This window comes from Pseudidiomarina atlantica (assembly GCF_000753735.1).
GTDB classification, from domain to species: Bacteria; Pseudomonadota; Gammaproteobacteria; order Enterobacterales; family Alteromonadaceae; genus Pseudidiomarina; species Pseudidiomarina atlantica.
This window is the reverse complement of sequence record NZ_JPIN01000006.1, coordinates 52796-69671: the sequence shown is the minus strand read 5'-3', so window position 1 is coordinate 69671 and position 16876 is coordinate 52796. Positions and strand designations below refer to the sequence as shown.

14 protein-coding genes are annotated in these 16876 nt (G+C 50.6%); 8 read left to right on the top strand and 6 right to left on the bottom strand.

Annotated elements, in window-relative coordinates:
- Position 1: 1 nt before the first annotated feature.
- The gene (locus IDAT_RS06255; RefSeq protein WP_081909777.1) at positions 2–1543 is read right to left on the bottom strand and encodes an AbgT family transporter; all 1542 of its coding nucleotides are present in this window, start codon (positions 1541–1543) and stop codon (positions 2–4) included.
- A gap of 46 nt (positions 1544–1589) precedes the next feature.
- On the opposite strand from IDAT_RS06255, the gene rnhB reads away from it, so the two are divergent.
- Positions 1590–2210, top strand: a complete 621-nt coding sequence (gene rnhB / locus IDAT_RS06250) for a ribonuclease HII (protein WP_280113578.1) — start codon at positions 1590–1592, stop codon at positions 2208–2210.
- Here the strand turns inward: rnhB and argE are convergent.
- The gene (gene argE / locus IDAT_RS06245) at positions 2207–3367 is read right to left on the bottom strand and encodes an acetylornithine deacetylase (protein WP_034732005.1); all 1161 of its coding nucleotides are present in this window, start codon (positions 3365–3367) and stop codon (positions 2207–2209) included. The genes rnhB and argE overlap by 4 nt on opposite strands.
- 48 nt (positions 3368–3415) lie before the next feature.
- A complete protein-coding gene (locus IDAT_RS06240; protein WP_034732003.1) occupies positions 3416–4000 on the bottom strand; it encodes a hypothetical protein in 585 nt (194 codons plus the stop codon).
- A gap of 171 nt (positions 4001–4171) precedes the next feature.
- On the opposite strand from IDAT_RS06240, the gene IDAT_RS06235 reads away from it, so the two are divergent.
- Genes IDAT_RS06235 through IDAT_RS06225 form a run of 3 tightly spaced genes read left to right on the top strand, consistent with a single transcriptional unit; the run spans position 4172 to position 8031 of the window.
- Positions 4172–5104 (top strand): isopenicillin N synthase family dioxygenase, encoded by a 933-nt coding sequence (locus tag IDAT_RS06235; RefSeq protein ID WP_034732001.1) that lies wholly within the window; start codon positions 4172–4174, stop codon positions 5102–5104.
- Positions 5105–6838, top strand: a complete 1734-nt coding sequence (locus tag IDAT_RS06230) for a 5'-nucleotidase C-terminal domain-containing protein (RefSeq protein WP_051986620.1) — start codon at positions 5105–5107, stop codon at positions 6836–6838.
- On the top strand, positions 6835–8031 hold the full coding sequence (locus IDAT_RS06225; RefSeq protein WP_034731998.1) for a multidrug effflux MFS transporter: 1197 nt from the start codon (positions 6835–6837) through the stop codon (positions 8029–8031). Before IDAT_RS06230 ends, IDAT_RS06225 begins: the two co-directional genes overlap by 4 nt.
- Here the strand turns inward: IDAT_RS06225 and IDAT_RS06220 are convergent.
- The gene (locus IDAT_RS06220; protein WP_034731995.1) at positions 8028–9587 is read right to left on the bottom strand and encodes an AbgT family transporter; all 1560 of its coding nucleotides are present in this window, start codon (positions 9585–9587) and stop codon (positions 8028–8030) included. The genes IDAT_RS06225 and IDAT_RS06220 overlap by 4 nt on opposite strands.
- Before the next feature lie 163 nt (positions 9588–9750).
- Here IDAT_RS06220 and IDAT_RS06215 point away from each other — a divergent pair, with 163 nt between their 5' ends.
- Complete coding sequence (locus IDAT_RS06215; protein WP_034731992.1) at positions 9751–10305, top strand: Tll0287-like domain-containing protein; 555 nt, start codon at positions 9751–9753, stop codon at positions 10303–10305.
- A 102-nt stretch (positions 10306–10407) separates the two neighbouring features.
- On the opposite strand, the gene IDAT_RS06210 is transcribed toward IDAT_RS06215, so the two are convergent.
- A complete protein-coding gene (locus tag IDAT_RS06210; protein WP_034731989.1) occupies positions 10408–11160 on the bottom strand; it encodes a sulfite exporter TauE/SafE family protein in 753 nt (250 codons plus the stop codon).
- Positions 11161–11267: 107 nt separating this feature from the next.
- On the opposite strand from IDAT_RS06210, the gene IDAT_RS06205 reads away from it, so the two are divergent.
- The 3 genes from IDAT_RS06205 (at position 11268) to IDAT_RS06195 (ending at position 14284) form a co-directional block, all read left to right on the top strand.
- Entirely contained in the window at positions 11268–12164 is an 897-nt protein-coding gene (locus tag IDAT_RS06205; protein ID WP_034731985.1) for an MBL fold metallo-hydrolase, read from the top strand.
- Positions 12165–12195: 31 nt separating this feature from the next.
- Positions 12196–12825 (top strand): peroxiredoxin, encoded by a 630-nt coding sequence (locus IDAT_RS06200; RefSeq protein WP_034731983.1) that lies wholly within the window; start codon positions 12196–12198, stop codon positions 12823–12825.
- A gap of 148 nt (positions 12826–12973) precedes the next feature.
- Complete coding sequence (locus tag IDAT_RS06195; RefSeq protein ID WP_034731981.1) at positions 12974–14284, top strand: tetratricopeptide repeat protein; 1311 nt, start codon at positions 12974–12976, stop codon at positions 14282–14284.
- Between the two features lie 63 nt (positions 14285–14347).
- On the opposite strand, the gene fadE is transcribed toward IDAT_RS06195, so the two are convergent.
- A complete protein-coding gene (gene fadE / locus IDAT_RS06190; RefSeq protein ID WP_034731980.1) occupies positions 14348–16804 on the bottom strand; it encodes an acyl-CoA dehydrogenase FadE in 2457 nt (818 codons plus the stop codon).
- Between the last annotated feature and the right edge of the window lie 72 nt (positions 16805–16876).

The window sequence follows — 16876 nt, the reverse complement described above, 5'->3', positions numbered from 1 at the left end:
TTTAACCCACCGCTGGGTACATGTAGTTCGACTGAATACCGAGTGGAATGCCAAGCATCCAGTAGATCACCAAGAACGCTGACCACAACACCAGTAAGCTGACGGTGAATGGCAGCATCAAGGCTACCAGCGAGCCAATACCAGTACCTTTGACATAACGCTGACAGTACAGCACCACCAGCGGGAAGTACGGTAACAATGGCGTGATGATGTTACTGGTCGAGTCACCGACACGGTAAGCTGCTTGCGTTAAATCAGGTGAGTAACCGAGTTGCATCAGCATAGGTACGAAGATCGGTGAAATCAGTGCCCACTTGGCCGAGGCCGAGCCGACGAACAAATTGATGAAGGCGACCAAGAAGATAATACCAACCATGGTCACGCCGCCAGACAGTTCAAGCGAACTCAGGAAAGTCGCACCTTTAATCGATAACAGAATACCGAGGTTCGAATCACCAAAAGCTTTGATGAATAGCGCACAGAAGAACGCCATGACCATATAGTACGCCATCCCTTCCATTGATTTAGTCATCGCACCAATGACGTCTTGCGAGTTCTTGAAGTTACCCGCAATGTAGCCGTGGACGATACCTGGAATGATGAATAGTAGGAAAATCAGCGGTACGATCATCTGCATTAATGGCGCAGCAAATGAAGCAAGTTCGCCGGTCACTGGGTCTGCAAGCGGCGTATTCTCTGCCATCGAAGCCCAAGCGAGTAGCGCTAAGCCGACCACCATAGTGATGACACCAGCGAAGAATGCTTTGCGATCGCGCGGGGTGACATCGTCAAGCGCCGGCATATCTTCTTGATCACCATCGATTGGTGTTTTGCTTAAACGCGGCTCAATAACGCGGTCAGTTAGATACCAACCAACGAGTACCACGACAATTGAGGACATCGCCGTGAAGAAGTAGTTATTCAACGGATTCAATTGAATGTTCGGGTCTAAAATTTGCGCCGCAGACTGGGTAAAACCTTGCAGTAATGGGTCAATTGCCGATGGTACGAAGTTCGCACTGAAACCACCCGAGACCCCAGCAAAAGCCGCTGCAATACCTGCTAATGGGTGACGGCCCGCAGCGTAGTAGATAACACCACCGAGTGGAATGACCAACACATAGCCCGCATCAACCGCCGTATGGCTGACAATTGCAATTAGAATCAGTACTGGCGTGAGCAACACCTTAGGCGTGACATTCAACATCAGCTTGATGACAACGTTAATGAAGCCACTGCGTTCAGCAACACCGACACCCAGCATGGCAACCAATACCACGCCTAACGGCGCGAAGCCCATAAAAGTGCCGACCATATTGGCGAGGAAATCCGCCATTTGCTCGCCACTGAGTAGGTTAGTGACTTTCACATTCTCGCCGGTTAACGGATGCATGGCATCGAAATTGACACCAGAGAGCAAGTAACTAAAGACCCAGACGATAATGAGTAGTCCGAAGAACATAACGGCTGGATCAGGGAGCTTGTTACCCACCTTCTCGACTTTGTCGAGCATGCGGTTAAGTAACGAAGGTGATTCAGACATGAGAGACCCCTTTAAGTATTGTTATTTTTTATGAGACGAAAGTATCATACCCCAACAACTCACAAGCACAAGAGACAGTATGATCTGCGGTACAGATGAAGCAGGGCGTGGGCCTATCGCCGGACCCGTGGTTGCGGCAGCGGTGATTCTTGATCCCAATAACCCCATTGAGGGCATCAATGACTCGAAAAAACTATCGGAAAAGAAACGCTTAGCACTAAGTGAGGAGATAAAACAGAAGGCACTCTATTGGGCGATTGCGCAGTGTGATGCTGAAGAAATCGACCGAATCAATATCTTACAAGCGTCATTAACTGCGATGAAAAGAGCCGTTGAAGCTTTGGGAATAAAGCCAGAAAAAGTGCTGGTCGATGGCAACTGCGTACCCAAGCTGCAGGTGCCAGCCGAAGCGGTCGTTGGTGGGGATGCGTTGCATGCTTGCATAGGCGCGGCATCAATCTTGGCCAAAGTCGAACGCGATCGGCAAATGTTGGCGTGGCATGAGGTTTATCCACAGTACGACTTTGCTAAGCACAAAGCTTACCCTACGCCGGCACATTTAGAAGCCTTACGCACCCATGGCGTGTGTCCAATTCACCGCAAGAGTTTTCGGCCGGTCATGCGAGTGCTTGCTGCGCAGGCAGCAGCACAAGCAGCACAAGATTAAGCACAAGCGCGACGTATTATGTCGCGCAGCTGTTGCTGCGCGGGCGCGATTTCATCCAAACGAATAAACTCGTCCGGTTGATGAGCTTGTGCAATCGAGCCAGGCCCCATGACAATGGTTTGGCAGCCAAGATCCTGCACAAAAGGCGCTTCAGTACAGTAATTCGCAGGCTCGGCAGCATTGCCGGTGATTTCCTGTACTAAGTGCACAATGGCTGAGTCCGGGTCGCATCGGTAACCCGGAATTGCCTCGTGGAGGTGCTCAAGACATACGGCGTTCGGGAATTGTTCGCGTACCGGCTGTAATTTGCGCTCCAGCTCGCCGTACAAGTCGTCCATTTGCATGCCAGGTAGTGGCCGCAAATCAATGTGCATTTCGCAACAGGCACAAATGCGATTTGCGGCGTCACCGCCATGGATGTTACCGAAATTCAGGGTAGGATACGGCACGGCAAAATGCGCATCGTGATAGCGCTGCTGAAATTCACGTTGCAGTTCTCGTAGTCCGCTAATCACATCATGCATCACTTCAATTGCATTAATGCCAGCACCGGGGTTGGAACTATGGCCACTTTTACCCGTTATGCGGATGCCCTCGGTTAAATGCCCCTTATGCATGGTCACTGGGGTCATCGAGGTGGGCTCACCAATGATGGCGTAGTCGGGCCGTAAATCGCCAAACGCTGCTAGTTCACGGGCCCCAGCCATGGTGGTTTCTTCATCGGCGGTCGCCAAAACATAGAGTGGCTTTTGCAGTTTGCTTAGATCGAGGTCGCGAATGGCTTCCAGCGCAAAGACAAAGAAGCCCTTCATATCGGCACTGCCAAGTCCGTAAAGCTTGCCATCCGCCTCGTGCAGTTCAAATGGGTTGCGAGTCCAGCGACCTTCATCCCACGGCACGGTATCGGTGTGCCCAGCCAACAATAAGCCGCCTTTGCCATCGCTGGCAGGTGGTACGTATTTCGCAAGCAGGTTAAATTTGCCGGCTTGGCGTTCAAGCTCGTTCACCACCACAGTGAATCCGAGCGTGGTCAGCCACCCTGCAAGTTTATCGATGACGCCTTTGTTGCTGGTGTCCCAGTGTGGGTCGATACACGACACTGAAGGCGTAGCGATAAGTTCGCGATAAAGGGTTAAGAAAGGGGGTAGCTGTGACATGCCAAGACTCCGAGTTGAAAGTTAGCTGTCACAGCATACCTGATTTTATTAGAAGTGATAACTCGCTTCGATGCGGAGACCGTCACCAAATTCGCTGTCTTGATAGCGAGCACCCACGGCGAATTGCGGGCTGATGTAAAAACGCGTACCGAATTGGTATTGGCTGTCGCTGCCAGCGTCGGTATAGTCGACCCAACCGAGTCCACCATAGATTTCAAAGCGGTCGATGCGTGTGCGCAGGTTGCCTTCAACGCCCCAATAAGCGCTATCGGCGCCACCGAAATCAACGTGGCCTAGCTTGCCCGAGAAGTCTGCTACTAAATTGTGGTTGAGCCACAGATAGCGACCTAACTTGATTCCTTGTGCATCGCGACCATCGCCAAATGGACCATCGTCGCCGTCACGCAAATAGCCACTAACAAACCATGGGTTATTGAAGGTGTAACTCCCTTCGATGACCACGCTATCACCACCGCCATCATGGTCATGGAAACCGCCACTGAGGTAGTTAAAGGCTTGGCCCGTTTGTGGCGCCTCAAACGGATCGTCGTTATTCTGCGCGAAACTTGGCGCCGCTACTGTTAGCGCACCACTGACCAATGCGAATGCAACAACTTTGTTTAAGGTTTTCATTAGACACAACCTCACTGTTATGAATGTGCCAATGAGTTTGCAATGTAAATAGCCAAGTGGAAAGCTGGTTTACCAAAGATTTACCCTGTTGATTTGTGTCCATTTCGTTGTTTTTGGCGGCTAAAGAACCTAAAATAATCGGCTGTTTTCCTAAATTCAGAAAGGGTCCCAATGAAATCCATTCCACATATTGATATGAGCCTCTATAACCAAGATTTCGAGGCATTTGCCCAGCTCGTGGGGGAGGGATACGAAACCAATGGTTTTGTAGCATTAACTAAGCATGGTGTGGACCAGCAGCTTATCGAAGAGGCGCTCGATATTTGTCGTGAGCTTTTTGCGCTGCCAGAAGATGTCAAAAAGCAGTACCATATTCCAGGTGGTGGCGGTGCGCGCGGCTATACGCCATTCGGTACCGAGATTGCCAAAGACGCCAAACATGTTGACTTGAAAGAGTTCTGGCATGTCGGTCGTGAAATCGAAGGTGAACCGCCGTATCCGCAGTTAACGCCAAACGTGTGGCCACAAGAGCTGCCTGAATTTAAAGAAAAAATCCTAAAGCTCTACACCGCTTTAGACGCGTTGGGTTTGCGCGTGTTGGAAGCCTTGGCTGTCTACTTGAAGCAGCCGCGTGATTACTTCAACGACAAAGTTGATTTGGGTAACTCGATTTTACGCCCGTTGCACTATCCACCGATTATTGACGAAGGTACGCCATCGGTGCGCGCTGGCGCTCATGAAGACATTAACGTACTGACCTTGTTGGTTGGTTCGCGTGAACCTGGCCTTGAAGTGTTGGCCAAAGACGGCACTTGGATTCCTGTTACCATTATTGAAGGCGCGATTATTTGTAACGTCGGCGATATGTTGCAGCGCCTGACCAACGGTGTGCTGCCATCAACCACGCACCGCGTGGTGAATCCACCGGCACCGTTCAGTCACAAGTCGCGTTATTCGATTCCGTTTTTCTTGCACTTCAATCCAGACTTTATGATTGACCCGCTTGAAAGCTGTATTACGGAAGAAAATCCTCAGCGTTTTACCGCAATTTCATCGCATGACTACTTGATGGAGCGGTTGCGCGAAATCGGTTTGGTGAAATAAGTGAAACTTTTCAAAACTGCGGCGCTTGGCGCCGCATTGCTGGGCCTACTGAGCTGCGCACAAACGCCCGATGCCCCAGACGAGTTTGAACTCACCATAGCGCATATCAACGATCATCACTCCAACTTGCTACCGAGTGAAAGCACTAAAATTAACTTCCGTGGCGAAGAATTAAGTGTCGAAACCGGCGGTTTTGCTCGCGTGGTCGCACAGATTGAGCAGATCCGAGCTGCCAATCAACATGTCCTTGCCTTGCATGCTGGGGATGCGATTACAGGTACTTTGTTTTATACCATTTTCAATGGTGCTGCCGACGCGGCCCTGATGAATCAAGTTTGTTTCGATGCGTTCGCGCTTGGTAACCACGAATTCGATAATGGTGATGCTGGACTAAAAGAATTTCTCGACAGCCTAGCGCTCACCGATGAGTGTGCGACGCAAGTTTTAGCTGCTAATGTGCAACCAGAGGTTGGCGTGTCGCCACTTACGCCGAAAACGCGTTGGGACAGCTTCAAACCTTACAGCATTTTTAAAGTAGGCGACCAGCGGGTGGCGGTGATTGGTATCGACATCGCGGTCAAAACCAAGAATTCGTCGCAGCCAGATGCCACCACGGTGTTTGCCGATGAGCTTGAAACTGCAGCGTTTTATATCGAAGAGCTGCGCCAACAAGGCGTCGAAAAGATCGGTTTACTGTCACATATTCAGTATAAAAACGATTTACGGCTTGCCTCTCAGCTGCCGGCGGTGGATTTTATTATTGGCGGTGATTCGCACACGCTGTTGGGTGATTACGCACGCTATGGCCTGCCAACGGTCGGGCCTTACCCTATGCAAGTCATGAATGCTGATGGTGAGCCCGTCTGTATTGCGCATGCTTGGCAGTACAGTCAAGTGGTCGGCGAATTGCAGATCCGTTTCAACGGTGACGCGGTCAGCCAATGCGGCGGCCAACCTCACTTGCTGCTCAGCACTGAAGCACCACAAGCGTTGCAGCAAACGGCTGGATTTACGGCAGTTGCAGAAGATGCTGAGGCAACTCGCTTGCTGGTTCATTATCAAGACGATCTTGCCGCGCTGACGCAAACCGAAATCGCTACGGTAGCAGAACGCTTGTGCTTAAAACGTATGGGGCCAACGACCTTGCCAGGTTGCGGTGAAGGCCGTCAGTCAGATGCCCATGCGGTCGTCGCCGAAGCTTTTCTAGCGAGTGCACCCCAAGCTGATTTTGCCCTACAAAACGGCGGCGGCGTGCGCACTGAGCTGCAAGCGGGCCCCTTAACGATTGCCGATGCGTATCAACTTCTGCCGTTTGCTAATACCTTGGTAGAAGTGCAGATTAGCGGCGCTGAAGTGAAAACCGTGCTTGAGCAGGCAATCGACTACGCGCTGTCGGATACCGGCTCTGATGGAGGCTATCCGCATGGCGCTGGCATTCGCTTTGACGTCGACTTAACCCAGCCAAATGGCGAGCGGGTGAGTGGACTCAAGGTAAAAACCGACGCTGGGTGGCAGTCATTGCAGCCAACGCAAAGTTACACCATGGTGACCAACAGCTTCTTAGCGAGCGGCGCCGATGGCTGGCGTTTACTAGGTGAACTCAACGCTGATGGACGCATCAGTGATACCTATGTGAACTACGCGCAGTCCTTTGTCGATTGGGCGCGGACCACCAAAATCATTACTCGGCCGACCGAACATAGCACGCAAAGCTATCGGGCGGTGGGCGAATGAAGCGCATCGAAGTATCTGACACCGCGCGATTTGATTTAACCGTCATTGTTTTGGCCCTGCTCACTATGTTTGGGCCACTTTCCATTGATATGTACCTGCCCGCTTTCGGCGATATTGCCGCAAGCTATGCTACTGAAGCGAATCGCGTTGAATTATCGCTGACGTCGTTTTTCCTTGGTTTGTTCGTTGGTCAGTTACTTTATGGCACCGCTTCAGACAAATGGGGACGTAAGCCACCGCTTTACTTCGGTTTAGTGATTTACATTATTTCGTCACTGGCATGCGCTTATGCTCCCAATCTTGAAAGCCTCATTGTGCTGCGTTTCTTTCAAGCGATTGGTTCGTGTGCGGGCTTAGTCATTGCGCGGGCGATGGTACGCGATCTCTATTCACCACAGGCGTCAGCGCAGGTGTTCTCGTTTCTTATTTTAGTCATGGGCATCGCACCCATTTTGGCACCATTAGCGGGTGCTTATGTAACCACCTACCTCGGCTGGCAAGCTATTTTCTTGATTGTGGCGGCACTTGCGGTGGCTTGTATGGCGATAGTTCATGTTCGTTTACCCGAAACGCGCGGTTTTAATGGCGCTGTACGAATGCGGCGGAGCTTGCCGATTTATTGGGATGTGCTCAAAGATCGTGGGTTTTTGCGTTATTCACTGGCGGGGGGCATTGCGCAGTCAGGTATGTTTGCCTACATCACCGGTTCGCCCTATGTCTTTATTGAGCATTTTGGCTTAGCACCAACCCATTACAGCTGGCTTTTTGGGGCTAATGCCATAGGTATTATCGGCATGGCACAGTTTAACGCTTGGCTGCTGCGTCGTTTTGACTCGCGTAAGATCCTCAACAAATCGCTACCATTTCTCGGGCTCGTGGCACTCGCCACTTTAGCTGCCGCAAGTCTAAATGTCAGCATGTGGTGGGTGATTGCACTGGTGTTTGCTTACGTCAGCACGCTGGGAATGGTGTTCCCGAATGCCATGGCTGGCGCCTTGGCCGAGCAACAAGAACGTGCAGGTTCAGCCTCAGCAGTGACGGGTAGCTTACAATTTCTGATTGCTGGTATCGTATCCGCAGTGGTCAATGTGGTAGGGCATCAGCATCCACTCGGGATGCTGATGGTCATCGGTGTCTGCGGTCTTAGCGCAGTGACCTTGTATCGGCTGCTGCGCGTGCCGGCTGTTCCTTAAGGGGTGTAATACGTCGGTGTGGCAACGCCCACCGGCATACCTAGGGCGAACACCCAAATAAAGAACAACGCACTCCAACCGATTAAGAACATGATGCTGTAAGGCAACATGGTGGCAATCAGGGTGCCGATGCCGATGTCTTTTTTGTAGCGTGCGGCGACCGCCAAAATCAGTCCAAAGTAACTCATCATTGGGGTGATAATATTGGTCACCGAGTCACCAATTCGATAGGCCGCTTGGATGACTTCGGGCGCATAACCAATAAGCATCAACATAGGCACGAATATGGGGGCTGTGATAGCCCACTGCGCCGAGGCTGAACCGAGCATCAAGTTGACGAAAGCGCACATCAAAATAAACAAAATAAAGACGGCAGGTCCGGTTAAACCGATTTCTTGTAAGAAGGTTGCGCCTTTAATGGCGAAGATACTGCCGAAGTTAGTCCAGCCAAAAAACGCCACAAACTGCGCCGCAAAGAAAACTAAGACAATGTACATTCCGAGAGTACTCATTGACTCTGACATCGCGTCAATCACATCGCGATCGGTTTTCATGACTTTAGTGATGCGTCCGTAAACGTAACCTGGAATTGCAAAAGTAATGAAGATAAAGGTCACTATGCCTTTTAAGAAAGGGGAGCCGGCGACTTTGCCGTCTTCTGGATTGCGCAAGATGCCCCATTCGGGAACTATGGTCAGTGCAAGCAGCAAACCTAACAGTAAAAAGCTTAGGCCAGCGCCTTTGAGGCCTTTTTTCTCAACGGGAGTTAAGGCTTCTATTTTCTGCTCACTAAGATTGATGCTGGCTTCTTTGACGTTGTATTTACCCAGTTTAGGCTCGACGATTTTCTCGGTGACGAAGGTACCCATCGCTGCAATTAAAAAGGTCGAAATCATCATGAAGTACCAATTCGCCTCGGGCCCTACGTAATAGTCAGGGTCAATCAGGTTTGCTGCTTTGGTGGTGATACCGGCGAGTAGTGGGTCGACCGTGCCGATCAACAAATTTGCGCTGTAACCAGCAGATACTCCTGAGAAAGCTGCGGCAAGCCCGGCCAAAGGGTGCCGACCAAGAGAGTGGAAAATCATTGCAGAGAGCGGTACCAAAACGACGTAGCCAAGCTCAGAAGCGGTGTTTGAAATTACCCCCGCGAGCACGACTGCGAGCGTCACCATACGCGGGTGGGCGTTCATGACAAGACCGCGCATGGCAGCTGATAATAAGCCAGAGCGTTCAGCGATTCCCACGCCGAGCAAGGCGACCAACACCGTACCTAGCGGCGTAAAGCCAGTGAAGTTGGTGACTAAGCCGGTCACAATACGTTGCAAGCCTTCGGCATTAAGCAAGCTCACCACTTCAATGACATCACCACCTGGGCGTGGATCTTGTGCGCTCAAGCCAAAATAACTGGCAACGCCACTTAGAAATACCACGCCAATGGCGAAGAGGGCGAACAGAGTGATGGGATGGGGCAACAAGTTGCCCAACCATTCAACGGTGTCGAGAAAACGCGTAAATGCACCGCGCTTTTGCTGTGGGGTATTCGCTTGCGTCATGCAATGCTGCTCCTTTGGCTTTATTCTTCATTTTTAGCAAAAGGCTGATTGTACATGAAAATAGGGCGTTGTGGGGGGGCTGGCTTGCGTTGTCCGGGTTTTTAGTTTAGCTTTATCTAAATTAAAGGAGTTATTGGTTATTCGTTACTCGTTAGGGGGCTTCATGAACAAGTTTGGATTGATATTAATGGCGGTGGTGATGGGGGCTGGGGTGCAGGCCGGTGAGAGCGACGAGCGGATGGAGCGTTCGCGGGAGCTGAGTCAGCAACTGCAGCAACAATTAGGGGCAAAGCTGATGGCGGCGATGAAGGCCGAAGGACCGGTGCATGCGATTGATGTATGTCATCTTGAGGCGCCATTGATTGGCGAGCAGGTCAGCACCGCAGGTGAAGTTGACGTTCGGCGCACTGCGTTACGCTACCGCAATCCGGCAAATGCGCCGACGGAACAGCAGATAGCTGTGATGGAGCAGTTTGCCGCCCAGTTACAGGACGCTCCGTCGCAAATTCCGGAAACTATGATAAAGCTCGATAATGGTGAACAGCATTATATGCGTGCTATCGTTATGCAACCGCAGTGTGCGGCGTGTCACGGTGGCAGCGTGCAAGAACCAGTGCTACGAGCGATTGCTGACAAGTACCCGAATGATCAGGCAACTGGGTTTGAAGTAGGTGATTTGCGTGGCGCATTTTTAGTGAAGTGGATGAGTGAAGAGTAACACCATGAAGAAGAGTCGTAAGCTTCCCGCTAAATATGAAGCGCGGGTAATGCCGGTAGTGAAACGCATGACTAAAGCAATTGTCGCACCACCGGAACAAGGTTAAAGCACAGATTGCGTCAGCACTACGACTGCCATAATGATGAGGAAAATCGCAAAGCCCTTTTGCAACTTATCACGCGGTAGTCTGGCGCTAATCCACGCTCCTGCGAAACTACCGACAATGCCGGCTACGGTGACAATTGCGATGGTCGCCCAGTCGAAGCTGTAGCCTTGCTCAGTAAGCGCGGTAAAGTATTTGGCGAAGCCGACAAAGGACTTTAACGCGATGATCATCAAGCTGGTACCGATAGCTAAGAACATCGGAACGCCGCCCAATAAGACCAGAGCTGGAACAATCAAAAAACCGCCACCAACGCCGACAAAGCCAGTTACGGCGCCGACAATCAAGCCATCAAAGATGATGCGAGCGAGTTTGATTTCTTGCACGCTATTACCCTTGGCAGCAGGCTTACGCCACATCATAAAGGCGGCGATTGCCATTAGAATAACAAACACTAGTAGCTGAATGCGCGGATCAATGGCGCTGCCCGCCCAAGCACCTAGGTAGGCGCCAAGCATGCCGGGAATACCAAATAGCCAGACATGGCGCCAAGAGACGATCTTTTTACGGGCAGCGATAAAGCCACCAAACAAACTGATAAAGGCAACAATGAGCAGCGATGATGCAATCGCCATGTTACCGGGCATATCAGCTAGGTAGAGGAGCACTGGAACGGTCAATATCGACCCCCCAGAGCCAAACACACCGAGGCTAATACCGATAAGAATTGCGCCTAGAATTGCTCCTATCATGACAGTTCCTTTTTCTCGATTGCCGTAATCGATAGTACGGTAGTTGCAGAACTTGAACAATGATACTCGATCCCTTACTTTAGTGAAACACGAAGTAAGGAGGTCTTATGAAAAACATCGTTCGCTACAGCCCTTCAACAGGCTCAGGCTCTCCTGACGTATGGGGCATTTATGAAGCTGATACGGGTTCTATTCAGTATATAGTGGCTGACCCGCAAACCCGCGAAGCAGCGTTAGTTGATGTGGTACAGAATTTTGACCCTCACTCAGCTAAGACTGACTTTAGCAGTGCTGATCAAGTGCTAGCTTTAGCCAAAGAAAACAATCTCAAGATTACTTGGGTACTTGACACGCATCCGCATGCCGATCATTTAATGGCATCGTGGTACTTGAAAGAGCAGACCAAAGCCCCGAATGCTATAGGTGAGAAGGTTTGCGAAATCGCTGAGTTGTGGAGTGACTATTACAATCTTCCCAATACTTTTGAACCTACCACTGATTTTGATTATCTATTCAAAGAGGGTGATAGTTTCAAGATTGGTGAATTAGAAGTAAATGTATGGCTATCGCCGGGCCACACGCTCGGCTCGATTACCTACATTGTGGGTGATGCGGCATTTGTCCACGATACCTTTATGTACCCTGACAGTGGCACATCGCGTGCCGATTTCCCCGGCGGTTCATCAAAGGATCTGTGGAACTCGCTGCAGCGTATTCTTGCACTACCAGAGAACACCCGTCTCTTTGTCGGTCATGATTACGGCAAAGGTGGACGCGACCCGCAGTGGGAAGCCACGGTTGCGCAACATAAAGCGAGTAATATTCATTTGGCAGGCAGCGTAAGTGAAGCTGCCTATCGTGAGCAACGCGATGAGCGTGATGCAACACTAGCATTACCTGATCGCATGTTACATGCGCTGCAAGTGAACTTGCGCGCGGGTAAATTGCCTGAACCTGAAGCTGACGGACATCGTTACTTTAAGATTCCGGCAAATAGATTTTAATCGTTCGTTATTAGCAAAAGAGGAAATAGACATGGGATTACGAATTGGTGATACAGCGCCGAATTTTGAAATTGAAACTACCGAAGGCAAAATCAATTTCCATGATTGGGCAAAGGGTTCTTGGGTATTTTTCTTCAGCCATCCAGCAGACTACACCCCTGTGTGTACGACTGAAATGGGCCGCACTGCGCAGCTTGCGGAGCAATTCGCCGCTCGTGGAGTGAAACCTTTGGGGCTTTCAACCGATACGGTTGAGGAGCACAAGGGGTGGATGAATGACGTGAACGAAACACAAAACACACAGGTGAAATTTCCGATCGTTGCCGACAAAGACAAAAAGGTCGCCGAGCTGTATGAAATGATTCACCCAGGTGAAAGTGTAACCGCAGCGGTGCGTTCGGTCTTTATTATCGATCCGAATCACAAGATCCGTTTAACTATGACTTACCCAATGAGCGTGGGTCGTAACTTTGCTGAAATTCTACGCGTGATTGATGCATTGCAGACCGGTGACAAGCATGGCGTAGCAACCCCAGCGGATTGGGAACTTGGCGGCGACGTCATCATTCCACCAAGCGTATCGATGGAAGAAGCTGAGAAGAAATTCCCGCAAGGCTTTAAAACTGTGAAGCCATACTTGCGCTATACCAGCGTTAAATAATTAGTTATCGCTACTCCGTGTAAAAGTAAAGCCCCCGATTCGAGGGGGCTTTTTCATATTCTGCTTGGTAAGAAAATCGCTATGATTGAGAGGTTAGGCTGTTGGTTGGGTTTGCGCTGTCCGCAGTCACTTTTAAAGGAAACTTTTCATGCGATTACTAAAACTAATGCTAATGCTCGCATTTGTTGTAGCTATTTCGGATGCACTGGCACAGGCACCATCCGAGCAAGGCTGCAATGAAGACAACAACGGCGAATTATGCTTTTACACTGGTGTTGAATATATCCAAGCGCAAGGTGTTGCAAAAGACGTTGCGAAAGCCTTTCAGTACTTTCAGAAAGCCTGCGATTTAGACATACCAGATGGTTGTAATGTCCTTGGCTATCACTATCAAAACGGTATTGACGTTGCGGTCGACTATCGAGTTGCAGCGCAACATTATCATGGAGCCTGTGCCAAAGGGCTGACCGACGCGTGTAAGTGGGCGAACGCGCTGTTATTGAAAGAAGAATACGGCATCCAAGACAAAACAGCAGTACCGGCCGTGTGGTTTGATGCGTGTCAGAGTGGTTTGCTCGAAATGTGCCATTGGGGTATCGATTATTTAACCGATGGCAAAGACGGCTACGCACAAGATCGTGATGCGGCAGCAAAAATGTCACTTAAAGCCTGCATGCTGCAAGATTCCTTCGGCTGCGACATGGCAGAATACCTCTACGCCTCGCCCGATTCTCCGCAGTTCGATGCACTCGAAGCAATGCGCATTCTCAGTATTAATTGTATCCAGCGGAAGTCAGCAAGTTGCCTACGTTTAGGCGTTATCTATCATCAGATTGAAGTCTACGACAAAGCCGAGTTCTTCTATCAGCAAGCTTGTGATCTACCAGAGGAAGAGGGGAATTCGCATAAATCTTGTCAGTATGCACAAGACTTACGTGACTACTTTGCGAAGGAAGCCGCGCGCCAACAGCGTATTGCTGAATTACAGGCGCTGGAGCAAGAGCGTCTCACGCGCCTCAATAGTTTGCTCGCGGCTCGTGATTACGCGGGTGCAATGCACTATGCGGTTGAAACTCGCTCGGTGGCCATCGCGGAGCGGGCCGTTGCCGTAATCGAACGCGCGGGGGCATGGTCAAACATTGGTGTGGATTCGCTGTATATCATGGCAACTTGGTTGCGCGGCAGCGAACTTGCCGCAGTTAATGCCGAAATGCGGCGTCGTGGCACGGGCCTTGAGGGGCAATTCGGTGAGGGTACGAATACGCCTGCGCAAATCGCACGACGCTACGCCGAGGCTAATGGCGGACGTCAACTGCCGAGTGCTAATGTAAGCGCGTCGAATTTCACTCCTATTGCCGTTCCTAGTTCCGCTTCTATTGCCGAAGCGACCAAACAGAAATATCGTTGGGCGCATTGTCAGATGGCAGGCTCTAATACCAACGCAACTGTTTGTAATTAGTAGCGGCAGAGCTAAAAAAACGGCGCCATTAGGCGCCGTTTTTATCTGTCCGATAAGAGCTCATTAAGCCGCGTCAGACTTTTTCCCTTGGTTGGCTAAAGCCCACTCACGCGCTGCTTTGCCAGCCATAAGGTCTTCGTGCGCGAAGTCGTCAACGTTGATGACGCGCAAGCGACCTTCCTCGGCACGCTTGAGAAGTGCCACTTCGTCGTCACTCAAGACACCAAGCTCTTTACCTTTCTCGGCCACTTTGTCCAAGAAGATAAACGGCATGCGCTCGTTGGCAGCACGCTGTACGCGGTCGTGTAACGGCTCAGCTTCGATAATATCAAGCAAGGTTTGCTCTAGGTAACCGAACTGACCTTCTGGCGCCAAAAATTGGCCGGCACCCAGACGCTCGCGACTGGCGTTTGGCTTCAACAAGATTTTCGCGACTTTGCTGTCGAGACGATCCGATGGACGCTTCACAAACCGACCGAACGGATACATGATGACGCGCATCGCTTTCCCGACAAAGCCGAAGTTATCAAGCAGTTCCAACTGTGCTTCTTGGAGCTTGTGCAAGGTGTCTTGCATCGCCCAATGCAGCAGCGGTAAGTCTTCATGTTGACGGCCTTCGTCGGCGAAACGCTTCAACGTTGCAGAACCGATGTACAAGTAGCTCAGCATATCGCCTAAACGCGCTGAAATACGCTGTTTACGCTTCAATGAGCCACCGAGTACGCCCATGGCAACGTCTGACAACAGAGCCAAGTTGGCACTGAAACGGTTCATTTGCTGATAGTACTGCTTCGTGCTGTCTTTATACGGAGCACTGCTGAAGCGGTAACCGCCTAAGCCGAGTGCCAACGAACGGACGAAGTTGCTCATGGCAAAGCCGATGTGACCGAAGATAGCTTTATCGAAACGATTCAGCGCTTCAGAGCCAGACTCAGCTGACGCCAGCATTTCTTCAAGCACATAAGGATGGCAGCGAATCGCACCTTGACCGTAAATCATCAAGCTACGGGTCAAAATGTTTGCACCTTCAACGGTGATCGCTACCGGCACGCCTTGATAGCCACGGCCAAGGTAGTTGTTTGGACCCAAGCAGATACCTTTACCACCATGAATGTCCATTGCATCGTCCATGCAAGAACGCAGCTTTTCAGTCATGTGGTACTTGGCAATCGCTGAGATCACCGAAGGTTTCTCGCCTAAATCGATACCTTTGGTAGAGAAGCTCGTCACTGCATCCATCAAGTAAGCGTTACCACCGATGCGTGCCATTGCTTCTTGTACGCCTTCCATTTTACCTACGGGTAATTTGAACTGACGGCGAATGTAAGCGTACGCACCTGTTGCCAATGCAATCGACTTCACGCCACCGGCGCTGTTCGATGGCAGGGTGATGGCTCGGCCGACCGACAAACACTCGACCAGCATGCGCCAACCTTTACCGGCCATTTCTTTACCACCGATAATGAAATCAAGTGGTACGAACACGTCTTCACCACGAATTGGACCATTTTGGAAGGGTACGTTCAGCGGGAAATGGCGACGACCAATCTCTACACCTTTGGTATCGCGCGGAATTAACGCAGCAGTGATACCCAGTGATTCTTTGTCACCAATCAAGTGCTCAGGGTCATAAAGTTTAAACGCAAGACCAAGCACGGTCGCAACCGGTGCCAAAGTGATGTAGCGCTTGTTGAAGTTCAAGCGAATACCTACCACTTCTTTGCCTTCCCATTCACCTTTACAGACAATTCCCGTGTCTGGAATCGAGCCAGCGTCAGAGCCTGCTTCTGGGCTGGTTAGGGCAAAACACGGTACTTCTTCACCGCTGGCAAGACGCGGCAGATAATAGTCTTTCTGTTCTTTGGTGCCGTAATGCTGCAATAATTCGCCTGGGCCTAATGAATTAGGGACACCAACAGTACTGGCCAAGATAGTGCTCACACCCGCAAGCTTTTGCAGCACGCGCGACTGGGCATAGGCCGAGAACTCGAGACCACCGTATTCTTTCTTGATGATCATCGCGAAGAATTTCTTGTCTTTCAGGAACTGCCATACTTCTTCTGGCATATCAGCCAGTTCGTGTGTGGCTTCCCAGTCGTCGATCATTTTGCAGACTTCTTCAACAGGGCCATCTAGGAAAGCTTGTTCGTCACGCGTCAGCTCTGCTTTTTGAATACTGTGAAGATTGTTCCACTCTGGCGCGCCACGGAACAGCTCGCCTTCCCACCAAGTGGTACCAGCGTCGATGGCGTCTTTCTCAGTTTCTGAGATTTCCGGCATGACTTTGCGATACATACCAAGCAGCGACTTGGTAATCAAACCGCGCCGTACAGCGGTAATGTTGAGCGGTAATAGGACCACTGCAAGCAACACCCAAAGTACAGGGCCAACGATGTCAAAGAAACTACCAATCGCGAACATCGCCACCAAGCCAAGGCTGGTAACGAGCAGCGAACTGCGGTAGTAAAGTAAACCACCAAAAACAAGCAAGGTGGCAATGATCCATAAGGCGACACTCATAATGATACTCCGTCGTTGTGGTTAGAGGTCAGACCAGTAATTTATCTTACGAGAGTAGTCAATTTGGGGATC